The sequence below is a fragment of the Candidatus Marithrix sp. Canyon 246 genome (assembly GCF_001723685.1).
In the GTDB taxonomy this organism is placed as follows: Bacteria; Pseudomonadota; Gammaproteobacteria; order Beggiatoales; family Beggiatoaceae; genus Marithrix.
The window spans coordinates 1-12304 of record NZ_MCBX01000006.1 but is presented as its reverse complement, the minus strand read 5'-3'; the positions used below and the strand labels follow the sequence as shown (position 1 = coordinate 12304).

The following is a 12304-nucleotide window of genomic DNA, read 5'->3' as shown; positions in this document are numbered from 1 at the left end:
TCATTCAAGGATGGTAAACTTGTAATGGAAGATTGGTTTCTATGGCATCAAAATCACGATCTGAATGGAGTAATTGATGTTCATTTTGAATGCAAAAAGTTGCAATGATAACATCAATGGTTTTACGTATGGTAACACCACGAGAACGTAATTGCCGATAATTTTCAGCCGATTTTAAGGCAATTTTACTACCCGCCATATCTTGATAAGCAAAACTGAAAAGTAATTTTTTCGCATTTTCAAAATGTTTTTGATGTTTAAATCCTTGTAATACTTCGCATAAGATTAGATCACCAACTAATATCTGATCTCGTGGCGCGTCATCCCGTAAAAATAATGTTTGAGGCGTTTCTTTACCATTAAAATAATCTATCCATACTGAACTATCAACTACTAACATGTTTTATATCACTTCTCATAGCGTCAAGATCACCTTCCCAAGGATATTTACCAAAAGCTTGACTTAAACTATCTTTTTGAAATAGTAATTTTTTCAAGGCAAAAGTTACTACTTCTTGAGGGGTATTTTTACCAGTTATACGCATGGCTTGATTTATTAATTTATCTTCTAAAATTAATTGAGCATTCATGATTTATCACCAGTTAATTTAATGTTTTAATCACCACGTCTGCCAATAAATGATCTAATTTTCGAGACACGCGGCTAAATTCAAATTTTAAATGTTCTGTTTCTATAAAGGCTTTTGGATAGCCTTCAGCGTCTAACATACGAATATAGTCATGTACTTTTCCTAATGTTTTTAATGATTTTATATTACTTTCACTTTGTTTACGCCGCTTAAATATAACTGCTTCACCTTGTTGAGCTTGTGGTTGCGGTTGTTCTAGTATTATAGATACTATCATATCTTCAATAATTTGATTGGCACGCATGTAAATTTCTTGAGCAGTGCCATATAGAGATAATGGTCTTTTCATATAAATAGGTCCAGCATCCAGTTCTTTGACACAACGTAAAGCCGAAATTTTAGTTTCATAAATACCGCGTTCAATCAAATTTTGTAAGGGGCTACCTCCGCGTCCAAATGGCAAGTCTGTCATGTGAAATATAACACATTCATAGTTTTCATAGATTTCTGCTGGGATAATGTATGACCAATGTGGAAAAAAAATCGTCTTTGCTCCGATTGTTTCTAAATTTTCCACAGTTAAATCTTGTTTATCTCCAATAAAGATTATATCACTTTTAATACGATTTGCTACTTGTTTTTGTAATTTTGGGTGCCAGTTGCGACTAGAGGCGATTATGGCGCGTCTTTTGCTGCTTGCTTGGGGTTCATCTTATTATACCTAGTTTTTGTTTGATAGGGAGAATAAACAAAAGTGTCAGAATCACCCATATCTATTTTCCAATGATTAATATCTAAAATGGAATTGGATACTTTAGAATTCAAAATTTTTATTGAAAATGGTTGATATAATTTCGTTTCTGCTCCGCTTGAGTATTGATTTGGATCCCAAAATTGAAATTTTGATAAATCAAAATCTTTAGCTTGAAAATAATCCTGATTTGATTTGAGTAGTTGAATAATCGGATTATCAAAGCTGGAATATTCACTTAAATAAACATCAGTATCAACACCAAAACGCCATTTGTACCATTCATTAGAATAATTAAATTGAAAAGGTCTGTTTTTTAATATTCTGTTATCAAAAGTGTCAGTGTCTGAAAATATTAAGTTGCCGATATGATTCCACTTAAATAATTTAGACTGAATCAATGTCATGTTTTCATTTGCAAATGCACAAACAATATCAATATTATCTTGTTGACAATAGTCATAAGTGAAAGACATTAATTTTGAAATAACTTCAAACCCTCTATATTCCTTAGATACATAGGCATGTAATCCTAACATAGCTTTATAATCGGCTATTTGTATAGGCAGTATGCCATAATGACCAATAATTTGGTTATTTTTTTCTGCCACTATTGAAATGGGTGTTCCTTCTGTATAAGACTTATAATAGTGTTCCCATTTTTTTATATTCCATTGATAATCATTATTTTCTTCTGTAAAGAGGGAAACTATGTTTTGTGCGTCTTCTGGTTGGGCTATTTTGGTTGAAATCATTATTGTTTAATTTCTCTGAAAGTTATATCATATCCCAATTGGTCGGAGTTCCACATTTTATATTTTTTGATACTTTTTTACCTAATAAAACATCATAATATTTGGGATATAATCCAAAACCGGGACGAATAATTCGCAAATTTTCTTTTGTTAGCACATCTCCTACCTTCATATCTTGAACAATATATAAAGAACGTCGAAATAACTTAGATTTTTGTTCTGATTTAACACTACCATAGGTTACTTTTCCAAGTGCATGAAATGCCCTTTCAGTTTCAATGACAAGTGATTTTAATTCATTAGGTTCTAAAGAAAACGCCGAATCAACACCACCATCAGCACGTTTTAAGGTAAAATGTTTTTCAATCACAGTTGCTCCAAAGGCAACCGCTGCAACCGCCGCCCCTATTCCCATAGTATGATCTGATAAACCAACTTGACATTGGGTCATTTCTCTCATATGAGAAATCGTAATAACATTACTGTCTTTAGGTGTGGCTGGATAAGTACTTGTACACTTTAGGAGAATAATATTTTTGCATCCGGCATCATGAGCTATATGAACAGTCTCATCAATCTCTGCAGCCGTTGCCATGCCGGTGGAAATAATCATTGGCTTCCCAGTAGCTGCCACTTTACGAATAAGATGAAAATCCACCATTTCAAAGGAAGCGATTTTGTACAAAGGTACATCTAAGCTTTCTAAAAAGTCAACAGCTTCCAATTCAAATGGTGAACTGAAACCTATAATCCCATGTTCTTGACATCTTTTAAAAATGGGTTCATGCCATTCCCAAGGCGTGTGAGCTTTAGTGTATAGTTCATACAAAGAATTTTTATTCCATAATCCTCCGTCATTGACAACAAATTCTCCTTCATTAATATTAAGCGTTAAACCGTCAGGAGTAGCTGTTTGTATTTTTACAGCATCAACACCACATTTTGCAGCCTCATCAACTATTTTTAGTGCCCGTTCCAAAGATTGATTATGATTTGCTGACATTTCAGCTATTATAAAAGGCTTATGATCTACACCAATTAATTTGTCCGCAATTTTTATATTTTTCATAGATTCTATCATAGTTATACACAAATCGTATCTAAGCGGTACTACCACCATCAACGGTAATCGTTGTTCCTGTAATCATAGCAGCATCCTTACCTAATAAAAAAACAACACTGCCAGCCACATCATCCACACCAACTAATTTACCCATTGGACTTCGGCGTTTAATCGCAAGCAACTTGTCACCCTGAAGTAAATTTGTCATGTCAGTTTCCATATAACCCGGCGCAATTGAGTTAACTGTTATATTCGCTTTACCGAGTTCCCTAGATAATGATTTAGTAAAACCTAATAATGCTGATTTAGTTGCGCCATAAACAGATAAACCATTAAAGCCTGTTGAGCCTATAATAGAGGATATATTGATAATGCGTCCTTTTCCATTAATCAACATTGAACGACACAGATATTTAGTCAATAAAATAACTGATAAAGTATTAACATTAACAATTTCAGCAATTTGTGAGTCATGCATAGTTGCTAAAACACCATCATAACCTAAAGCCGCATTGTTGATTAAGCCATAAAACCCTCCGTTCTCTTTTGTTATAAATTTCACGAACTCATGAATTTCATTTAGCTTAGACAAATCAAATGGATGAAATATTACCTTTCCAGAAACATTGTCATTATTTAAAATTAATTCTTTTAATTCTGAGGTTTGTTTCCTTCCCGTTGCAATGACATGATACCCCTCAATTTGTAAACGACGAGTAATAGCTAAACCCAAACCACGAGTAGCCCCTGTTACTAGTACATTTTTATTCATCATAATTATTTTCTTTGCAATTTACCCATAGCATTAATTTCTATATCATCAACGATCTTAATAATACCGGGAATTTTATAAGGCTCAAGATATTGTCGGCAGTGTTCCCTAAGAGATTTTTTAAAGTCAGTTGAATCTTTAATATTCTTATCAATTACAATTTTGGCTTCAACTAATGAACCAGTGATGGGATTTTTGCGAGCACCAATAGATACGAACTTAACACCTTCATAAGATCGTATCACTTCTTCAACTTCTTCAGGCTGTACTTTATTACCACCCACATTAATGGCACCATTAGCACGTCCTAAGAAAATAAAACGCTCTCCTACTTTTTTAACTAAATCTCCAGTATTTATAAATCCATCGTTCTCTTTTAAAATTTGATCTTTATCAAGATATTGTTGTGTGGTTTGTTTAGAACGAAGTAATAAAAAACCTTGCTGGTTCACAACTAGTTCAATACCTTTGGGTGGATTATTAAGATAAGAAACTGGAAAACCTTCAAATCCGTCATTGACTACAAAACCAACACCAGCTTCTGTTGAAGCGTAAATATGAATGAGACGCGCTTTGGGATATGTTGCTTTTAAGGCTAATAAAATTTGATTGTCTGCAATTTCACCACCAAGTGTAATTTGTTTAAGAGCAAGTTGTTTTGCATTTTCAGACATTAAGATTTTACGCCACATTGTTGGTGTTGCGGATAAAGCAGAACATTTAGCTTTCACTAGTACGGAAATTCGTTTTTCTAGGGTTTCAAGTGGCTCTGTAAATATTAATAAAGAGCCTCCCATTAAACTTTGCAAAAATACCTGTAATCCAGCAAAACGAGTCAAGTCATATAGTAATCCCCAGTTATAGAGTTTGCCTTTATTAATATCCCTATTAATGGTTTTAGTTAATGAGTTTAAATTATGAGAAACCAATTTAGGAGTGCCAGTAGTTCCTGAAGTTGGAATAATCCAATTAGTATCATGGGCAGTAAAGTTTATATAAGGAGAAACAGAAGAATCTTTTTTAGATTCTTTTTTACTACCAAAAATATCTGGATTAAAAATCACACTGCCTACATCATTTGTATCAAAAGTAATTTCTTGATCACTAAAGAAAATTTTTGTTCCTGATAATTTAAAGAAACTTTTAATTTGATCTTCTGACAATCCTTGTGGTAATAAAAGTATTTGTTCACAGACACCATCAAACATAACAAGTAACAAAGCAAGGGTTTTCATGTCTTTTACTGACAATGCAATTTTTTGTGACTGATACTTTATGATGTAACTATATGAATCAAATAAAAAGTTTGTCAGTTCACCAGCACAAATAATACGTGAAGCAGAAATATGCCATAATTTGTGTTGTGGTTCAAGTGAGTAAATAGTATTGGCTAACATATTTTTTAACGTGCATGATCTTTATATTTTTCATAAACAGCGACAAAGTCCCCAAATGTGCGAGGATATACAGGTTCTTCCATTAAAGTAAAAGGGTCATAGTTTAATTTGTCTTCCAATTGCGCCACTAATATGGCAAAACCTAAAGAATCAAGACCACTTTCTAAAAGTACGGTTTCATCCGTTAATTCTTTCTTTAAGTTTTGATTTCTTGCTTCTAGGCTTTCCATGAATAAGTCAGTAATAATTTTACGTAGTTTCATTAAATTAATATCTCCACAAATAATTATGCTTTTTTTTCTATTTTAAAAATAAACCTTTCACCATCAACCTCAAAAAAAGCCGGATACTTTTCATTATCCACCACCCTTAATAAATTAAATTGCTCACGTATAGTTTTATCCATATCAAGTTGACTATCTTGCGGCTTTCTTCTTTTATAATAGCTTGATTTACCTTCTTGTTTTTGTCCTTTTAATACGATTTCGGGATATTCCCTAACAAACTTGAGACACATTTCAATAGTCATCATGGCTTGTACATGACGTAATTCATCTACCAATTCAGCTCCTTTAAATTTTAAAGTGTCTTTAATATAAATTTTTCCACTATCAACTGTTTCTTGTGCTTCAAATAAGCAGATTGGTATTTCATTTTTTCCTTCTAATATCTGCCATGTTAATGGAGACCAACCTTTTCCTTCTGGTAAATTGCTTTCATGTACTACCAGATTGTGGTGGTGTTTTTTTAAAATTTTCGGAGTGGCTATTTGTCCACAACTAAGAAAAAATGCCAAGTCTCCAGAATCTATTTCTTTGACTTCATGCTTCCATGCCACTTTATGCCCCAGTTCTACTAATTGCGCGATCATTGAGGGTAAATAATTGTTTATCCAGCTTTGTTTATCGGAGATAATTTCAATTGATAAGTGGTTGTGGCTGGGTTCTTGCTTTGTTTGTTTGTTTGTTTTGCCGCCACTTTATTAAAACCTATTTTTTGAAATATTTGATTAGAAACAAAATTTTCAGTTTTTACTACAGCTTGAAAATAAACTTCTCTTGACTCATCCAATAATTTTTTTTTAATCCCAAGTTGTAATATCTGTTTACCAAGTCCCAAACGGCGAAATTTTGAATCAATTGAATAATCAATATGTGCAATTTTTTCTTCTACATCAAAACGAATTTGTCCAACTGGATTTTCATTTTTTTCTAAAATATATAACAATGTATCAGGATTATTTAGCTTTTGTTGAAACCAACATTTGTGGGTTTCTAAATCAATAGGTTCTGGAGAAAACGAATTTTTTCGTACTGCTTCATCATTTGCCCAATGATAATAAGTTAATAAGTCTTCAGCTGTTGCCTTACGCAATCTATATTCTTCAGAAATATGAGTTTCTTCAATTATTGAACTGACTCTTTTCGTTCCATTTCCATCAACCAATTGTTTTCCCCTTTCAATAAAGGATAATACTCGTTCTGGTTCATTCAAAATATCAGATAAATTTTGCCAAATAGTTTCAGCAGAAACCTTTTCCTTTGTTCCTAGCCAACAAAGATAAGTTTGTTCATGTAATGTCTGAGTTAATTCTTCTTGATTTTCTGCAATTGTTATCACTAAACTTGGTAAACCCAAACAACAGCGTTCCCAATTGGTACTTCCTCCAGCCCCAATCGCTAAATCTGCTTTAACCATTAATTCTGCCATATTAGAGACTTGACAATAATAACTGCTATTAGGCAAAGAGGCACATAACTGTTTAATCTGTTCCTTATGAGGATTACTTGCACCAACAACAACATCCACTGCAATATCAGGGTAATTTAATAATTTTATCGCGTCTAATGCTTTCGTGGTTTCATTTGTTGGATCACTGCCACCCAGAAATATCAATATCCGCTTGATACTGCCATCTCGTTTTCTTAATGTTTGACGTGCTGATAAAAATTCAGGTCTCAATAATGCGTATTTTGGACCGAGCAATTGTTTACAATGCTGTGGCACTAAATCATGATAGCGGCTTTCCATATCCACATAAAGATTTTGATCAAGTAGCAAATCACAATCATGTTTTCGATTAGCCATATCATCAATTACCATGATTTTTCTAACATAGGGACGCATAGTTGTTTCCCACTGCGCGTCTATGGAATAATGATCAACAATAAGCCAATCTATCAATTTATTCTCAGCGGCTAAAATGGCATTGCTATGAACTGGATAGCCTTGTTGTTCTATATAATCGCACATATTGCCCGGTAACTCTTGGCAAATAAAAGATACACGCGCTTTTTGCCTTAATTCATTGGCTAGGCTTAGGCAACGCATGACATGACCACTGCCTATTTGTTCGGATGCGTCGGTTCGGATTAGAATTTCCATGTTTTTTAATCTAATTCATCACAAAACATTAGCACTTTGCGGTATATTTTTTTACTAATCCATCTGTTTTTATTAATCATTTCATCAAGTAATGGTTTTACCTGCAAAATATAACCTTTTTGTTTAGCAGCAATAAGTAATGATAAAGTTCTTTCTACATTTAAATTTTGAGATTTAGCAATCTCATATCCAATATTTTCATCAATTAAAATAATAGATGCTTCTAATTCTTTAGATAATACAATGGTTTCAGCCTCACCTAAATCTAAATCATTAAGCAAAATATTTACAGCTAACCTATCTTTTATTTTCTCTACTTTAAAAAAATCTTGATCAATTTCATTATAACCAAATGAAGTTTTACTTTTTATTTCATCATATACTGCTTGGGGAATATACACGTTCCCAAATAATTTTTTCAACAATTCAATTTGATTAATTGAAGATAAAGATATTATAGGGGTTGTGTTTGATACAACAATCATTTTATTATTTTTAATATCCTGTCAGCTCCATTAAAAATATCTTGCAACTGTTCATCATTATAATCAAAGATTGCGATTTTTTCCTCTTTTAACCTATTTATAAAATCAAGTTTATCCATATCAGCTAAGTTGGCTGCCTTCCCAAGAGATAGTTTATTCTTTTTATACAACATCACAGATGTATAAAACTTCATATCCTTAGTAAAAGCTTCTTTTGTTTCCTTTAAACTCAATAATATTGAATGATCTACCTCTATATTAGGTAATACTACAGTTGTCATTTTTTCACCATTATTTTAGGGTAATTGGTTAAAGAATTGCAGCTGTTTACACTGTTTCAAATTCTATAGCTGACATAGTCTATCATAAATGTTGGGTTACTAGTGTTATTGTCATTCCGAACAACTTGTCATTCCGAACAACGCGAGAAATCTTAATCTTAGTAGCATCAAGATTTCTCAAGTTCCCTCCTATTGTCGGGATCGAAATGACAAAATAGTAAGTAATTAGCGTTTTTCCAGCAAAAACCATGTAGTATCATCTTGAGGAAAATTTGCATCACCATGATAAACAAAGCCATAATCTACTAGCTGTAAATCTGGATATTTCTCAATTATTTCACCGGCAAAGTCACGTTTAAACAACCTGTCTTGATGCCCACGATAAGGAATGCTTACCGGAGTAGGATTGTAATATTCGGCAAGATTTAATTTTCCTTTTTGTTTGTCATCCCGACGACAGGAGAAATCTTATTCATGCTAAAGATTTCTCCTATCGTCGAAATGACAAATGACGATATTTATTGAAGTTCTAGTACCTAACATCATTTAAATAAGCCTGATACATTAACTCTGCCCGTGTCCAATCTTCTAAAGTATCTATATCTTGTACCAAATAGCGTGGTAATACCACTGGTAATGATGATTCAGAAAACATTTCAATGTCTTGCAAAAAAGACTCTGCTTTTCCCCAATAAAATTGTCCAGCATCATGATAGCCTTCTTCCAAGTCTTGAGAACGCTTTTCAGTATTTTCTGGAAAAAATGCTTCAACAGTGCCATCTGTTTTAATTTTAATTGCGCGTTGTATCGGAAAAGCAAATGTTGTTACCGAAAAAGCAAAGGCTTTATCTGAGTGGTTTAATTTTTCAAAACCTTGCTGTAAATAGCGCGTTTGTAAAAATGGTGCGGTTGCATAAATGCAGCAAGCATACTGCACTTCTTCGCCTTGTTCTATAAACCAAGAAATAGCATGTTTAACAACGGCATTTGTACCTGTATAATCATCAGCCAAATTAGTTGGACGTAAAAAAGGCGTTTCTGCACCAAACTGACGGGCAACATTGGCAATCTTTTCATCATCGGTGGAAACAATGACTTTATCAAATAACTTGCATTCTAAAGCCGCTTGTATTGAATAAGCAATAATAGGTTTGCCAGCAAATGGACGAATATTTTTATGTGGAATGCGTTTACTACCACCTCGTGCTGGAATAATTGCTAATTTCACAATAATGCCTTTTTTAAAAATGTGATGACTTTTTGTTGTTCTGTTTCAGTTAATAACGGATAAATTGGAAGACTTATGACTTGATCATAATATTTCTCAGCTTCTGGAAAATCACCAATCTTAAAACCCATTTCTTGATAATAAGGTTGTGTATGCACTGGAATATAATGCACATTAACTCCAATCCCAGCTTCTCTTAAACTATCAAAGACTTGACTACGTTTATTCAAACGAATTACATAAAGATGCCATGCTGAATAACTATCAGGATGTTGCCAAGGTAATTGTAAGGGTAAATCTTTTAAGCTGTCATTATAAGTCTGAACCAATTCATGCCGCTGATTAATAAAACTATCAAGCCGCTGCATCTGGCTTAAGCCTAATGCCGCTTGAATGTCTGTTATCCGATAATTATACCCTAACTCAACTTGTTGATAATACCATGCACCTTGGCTTGGTGTACGAGTAATGCCATGAGTACGCAGTAAAGATACTTTTTCAAACAGTTCTGGATTATTGGTAACTACCATTCCACCCTCACCCGTAGTAATGATTTTAACAGGATGGAAACTAAACACTGTCATGTCTGAATAGCTACAATTACCAATTTTTTTACCTTTATATTCACCACCTATAGCATGTGAAGCATCTTCTATCACATAAAAGCCATATTGTTTAGCCAACTCAGCAATTGTTGCCATTTCACAGGATTGCCCAGCAAAATGAACTGGTATTAAAACCTTGGGTAATTTTCCAACTTTTTCAGCCTGTTCCAGTTTAGCGCGTAAGGCATCTATACTGATATTATAGGTTTGTGGATCAATATCGACAAAGTCAACTTCAGCACCACAATATAAGCCGCAATTGGCAGAAGCTACAAAAGTATTAGGTGAAGTCCAAAGCCTATCTCCAACCCCTAAGCCAATAGCACGACAAGCTAAATGTAAAGCAGCAGTAGCATTACAAACAGCAACAGCATATTGGCTACCACAATAATTTGCCACTGCCTGTTCAAAACGGGCAATTGTAGGTCCTTGAGTAATCCAATCTGAGCGGAGTACTTCAACAACAGCATCAATATCTGTTTGGGAAATATCTTGACGACCGTAAGGAATCATACTTCTTGATGATTTAATGGTTTTAGCTCTTCTACAGTTAAAAAATGCGGATTATTACCAGAATTATATTCAAAACCTTGTTCGACGGGAACACCGGTTTCACCTAATGGGTTAATTTCATAATTAACTTTATAAGAAAAAATGATAGATGGTCTGATGACATAATGATCATCAAATTCCAAAGTTAGATGGGAATCATCAGCCGGACACATAATTTCGTGTAATTTTTCACCCGGACGTATACCGATAATTTTAGTAGGCATGTCAGGTGTTAATGATTCTGCTAAATCAGTAATACGCATAGAAGGAATTTTAGGTACAAATATTTCTCCTCCTTGCATCCGCTGAAAATCCTTCAGCACAAACTCTATACCATCTTCCAAAGTAATCCAAAAACGAGTCATTCTGGGATCAGTAATGGGTAACTCATTAGCTCCATCAGCAATAAGTTTTTTAAAAAACGGTACCACTGAACCGCGTGATCCGACTACATTACCATAGCGTACTACCGCAAAACGGGTTTTATGTCCACCAGCAATATTATTAGCGGCTACAAATAATTTATCAGAAGCCAGTTTAGTAGCACCATATAAATTAATAGGATTAGCGGCTTTGTCAGTAGAAAGGGCAATGACTTTTTCGACATCATTGGCTAAAGCAGCCTGAATGACATTTTCTGCACCATGAATATTGGTTTTAATACACTCCATTGGATTATATTCAGCCGCAGGCACTTGCTTAAGTGCGGCAGCATGAATCACATAATCCACATTACGCATAGCCATTTTTAAACGTTCAGCATCCCTAACATCACCAATAAAGTAACGCATTTCAGGAGCATTAAAAGTTTGCTGCATTTCAAATTGCTTCAATTCATCTCTTGAATAGACTGCAACACGTTTAGGCTTATATTTTTTAAATAAGGTGGCGATAAAGTTTTTGCCGAAAGAGCCTGTGCCACCGGTTATTAAGATTGATTTATTGTTAAACATTAGTTATTTTGATTAATAACAAAGCTTCGCTTTGAACTCCTGAGTATTTATTGTACTTAATGTTGGTATTGTATCACAATATTTGTTCATGCCTTGGACTTTTTTTATTTTGTCATTCCGACGTAAGGAGGAATCTTGGATACTATTAAGATTCCTCCTTACGTCGGAATGACAGTTCCTGCTTACGTCGGAATGACATGTTGTTATTTAACATTAGTTGTACTTAACTGTCCCAATTCTTGCAACCGCTGAACTTCTTGATCTAATTCTTTAATATCCTTTTTAATTTGATCATATTCTACCATTTTAGATTTTAAAAATTGTACAGTAAGATTAGCTTTAGCTTGAATACCTTTAGGTGTTAAATGATAAATATATAATGCCTTACGTTTACTACTATTAAATTTTTTAATTTTTAAATAACCTTTATCAATCAAAGCTTTTAAACAATAATTGGCTTTGCCTAAACTGATTTCTAGCTCAGAGG

At 33.6% G+C, this 12304-nt stretch carries 17 protein-coding genes; all 17 read right to left on the bottom strand.

Annotation, left to right across the window (positions count from 1 at the left end):
• Positions 1 to 4: 4 nt before the first annotated feature.
• Positions 5 to 400 carry a type II toxin-antitoxin system VapC family toxin gene (gene vapC / locus BHU68_RS05500; RefSeq protein ID WP_069473710.1) on the bottom strand — a complete coding sequence of 132 codons (396 nt, stop codon included), beginning with the start codon at positions 398 to 400 and terminating at the stop codon, positions 5 to 7.
• Positions 387 to 590, bottom strand: a complete 204-nt coding sequence (locus BHU68_RS05495) for a type II toxin-antitoxin system VapB family antitoxin (protein ID WP_069473709.1) — start codon at positions 588 to 590, stop codon at positions 387 to 389. Before BHU68_RS05495 ends, vapC begins: the two co-directional genes overlap by 14 nt.
• A 13-nt stretch (positions 591 to 603) precedes the next feature.
• Complete coding sequence (locus BHU68_RS05490) at positions 604 to 1167, bottom strand: hypothetical protein (protein WP_216115502.1); 564 nt, start codon at positions 1165 to 1167, stop codon at positions 604 to 606.
• Between the two features lie 98 nt (positions 1168 to 1265).
• Positions 1266 to 2096: a GNAT family N-acetyltransferase gene (locus BHU68_RS05485; protein ID WP_069473707.1), complete on the bottom strand. Its 831-nt coding sequence runs from the start codon at positions 2094 to 2096 to the stop codon at positions 1266 to 1268.
• 22 nt (positions 2097 to 2118) lie between these two features.
• Positions 2119 to 3165 carry a pseudaminic acid synthase gene (gene pseI, locus BHU68_RS05480; RefSeq protein ID WP_069473706.1) on the bottom strand — a complete coding sequence of 349 codons (1047 nt, stop codon included), beginning with the start codon at positions 3163 to 3165 and terminating at the stop codon, positions 2119 to 2121.
• 31 nt (positions 3166 to 3196) lie between these two features.
• Positions 3197 to 3934: an SDR family NAD(P)-dependent oxidoreductase gene (locus BHU68_RS05475; protein ID WP_216115501.1), complete on the bottom strand. Its 738-nt coding sequence runs from the start codon at positions 3932 to 3934 to the stop codon at positions 3197 to 3199.
• 2 nt (positions 3935 to 3936) lie between these two features.
• Positions 3937 to 5328 carry an AMP-binding protein gene (locus BHU68_RS05470; RefSeq protein ID WP_069473705.1) on the bottom strand — a complete coding sequence of 464 codons (1392 nt, stop codon included), beginning with the start codon at positions 5326 to 5328 and terminating at the stop codon, positions 3937 to 3939.
• Positions 5329 to 5333: 5 nt separating this feature from the next.
• Positions 5334 to 5591 carry an acyl carrier protein gene (locus tag BHU68_RS05465; RefSeq protein ID WP_069473704.1) on the bottom strand — a complete coding sequence of 86 codons (258 nt, stop codon included), beginning with the start codon at positions 5589 to 5591 and terminating at the stop codon, positions 5334 to 5336.
• A 23-nt stretch (positions 5592 to 5614) separates the two neighbouring features.
• Entirely contained in the window at positions 5615 to 6199 is a 585-nt protein-coding gene (locus tag BHU68_RS05460; protein ID WP_083235042.1) for a formyltransferase family protein, read from the bottom strand.
• A gap of 17 nt (positions 6200 to 6216) precedes the next feature.
• The gene (pseG, locus tag BHU68_RS05455) at positions 6217 to 7713 is read right to left on the bottom strand and encodes a UDP-2,4-diacetamido-2,4,6-trideoxy-beta-L-altropyranose hydrolase (protein ID WP_069473702.1); all 1497 of its coding nucleotides are present in this window, start codon (positions 7711 to 7713) and stop codon (positions 6217 to 6219) included.
• Positions 7714 to 7718: 5 nt separating this feature from the next.
• Positions 7719 to 8198, bottom strand: coding sequence for a DUF3368 domain-containing protein (locus BHU68_RS05450; protein ID WP_069473701.1), 480 nt, complete (start codon positions 8196 to 8198; stop codon positions 7719 to 7721).
• The gene (locus BHU68_RS05445) at positions 8195 to 8479 is read right to left on the bottom strand and encodes a UPF0175 family protein (protein ID WP_069473700.1); all 285 of its coding nucleotides are present in this window, start codon (positions 8477 to 8479) and stop codon (positions 8195 to 8197) included. Before BHU68_RS05445 ends, BHU68_RS05450 begins: the two co-directional genes overlap by 4 nt.
• Before the next feature lie 225 nt (positions 8480 to 8704).
• A complete protein-coding gene (locus BHU68_RS16285; protein ID WP_253182184.1) occupies positions 8705 to 8842 on the bottom strand; it encodes a hypothetical protein in 138 nt (45 codons plus the stop codon).
• Positions 8843 to 9008: 166 nt separating this feature from the next.
• Positions 9009 to 9707: a pseudaminic acid cytidylyltransferase gene (gene pseF / locus BHU68_RS05440; protein ID WP_069473699.1), complete on the bottom strand. Its 699-nt coding sequence runs from the start codon at positions 9705 to 9707 to the stop codon at positions 9009 to 9011.
• Positions 9704 to 10825, bottom strand: coding sequence for a UDP-4-amino-4,6-dideoxy-N-acetyl-beta-L-altrosamine transaminase (pseC, locus tag BHU68_RS05435; RefSeq protein ID WP_069473698.1), 1122 nt, complete (start codon positions 10823 to 10825; stop codon positions 9704 to 9706). Before pseC ends, pseF begins: the two co-directional genes overlap by 4 nt.
• Positions 10822 to 11817 carry a UDP-N-acetylglucosamine 4,6-dehydratase (inverting) gene (gene pseB / locus BHU68_RS05430; protein ID WP_069473697.1) on the bottom strand — a complete coding sequence of 332 codons (996 nt, stop codon included), beginning with the start codon at positions 11815 to 11817 and terminating at the stop codon, positions 10822 to 10824. Before pseB ends, pseC begins: the two co-directional genes overlap by 4 nt.
• A gap of 203 nt (positions 11818 to 12020) precedes the next feature.
• Positions 12021 to 12304: MarR family EPS-associated transcriptional regulator (locus BHU68_RS05425; protein WP_069473696.1), on the bottom strand; the 284-nt coding region annotated here is incomplete at its 5' end.

What these genes read in the sequence shown, in the direction of transcription:
- BHU68_RS05465 (WP_069473704.1), bottom strand. Translation starts at nt 5,591, where the DNA reads ATGAAACTACGTAAAATTATTACTGACTTATTCATGGAAAGCCTAGAA.
- BHU68_RS05485 (WP_069473707.1), bottom strand. Translation starts at nt 2,096, where the DNA reads ATGATTTCAACCAAAATAGCCCAACCAGAAGACGCACAAAACATAGTT.
- pseB (WP_069473697.1), bottom strand. Translation starts at nt 11,817, where the DNA reads ATGTTTAACAATAAATCAATCTTAATAACCGGTGGCACAGGCTCTTTC.
- pseI (WP_069473706.1), bottom strand. Translation starts at nt 3,165, where the DNA reads ATGAAAAATATAAAAATTGCGGACAAATTAATTGGTGTAGATCATAAG.
- BHU68_RS05460 (WP_083235042.1), bottom strand. Translation starts at nt 6,199, where the DNA reads ATGATCGCGCAATTAGTAGAACTGGGGCATAAAGTGGCATGGAAGCAT.
- BHU68_RS05470 (WP_069473705.1), bottom strand. Translation starts at nt 5,328, where the DNA reads ATGTTAGCCAATACTATTTACTCACTTGAACCACAACACAAATTATGG.
- pseG (WP_069473702.1), bottom strand. Translation starts at nt 7,713, where the DNA reads ATGGAAATTCTAATCCGAACCGACGCATCCGAACAAATAGGCAGTGGT.
- BHU68_RS05450 (WP_069473701.1), bottom strand. Translation starts at nt 8,198, where the DNA reads ATGATTGTTGTATCAAACACAACCCCTATAATATCTTTATCTTCAATT.
- BHU68_RS05475 (WP_216115501.1), bottom strand. Translation starts at nt 3,934, where the DNA reads ATGATGAATAAAAATGTACTAGTAACAGGGGCTACTCGTGGTTTGGGT.
- vapC (WP_069473710.1), bottom strand. Translation starts at nt 400, where the DNA reads ATGTTAGTAGTTGATAGTTCAGTATGGATAGATTATTTTAATGGTAAA.
- BHU68_RS05445 (WP_069473700.1), bottom strand. Translation starts at nt 8,479, where the DNA reads ATGACAACTGTAGTATTACCTAATATAGAGGTAGATCATTCAATATTA.
- pseC (WP_069473698.1), bottom strand. Translation starts at nt 10,825, where the DNA reads ATGATTCCTTACGGTCGTCAAGATATTTCCCAAACAGATATTGATGCT.
- BHU68_RS05495 (WP_069473709.1), bottom strand. Translation starts at nt 590, where the DNA reads ATGAATGCTCAATTAATTTTAGAAGATAAATTAATAAATCAAGCCATG.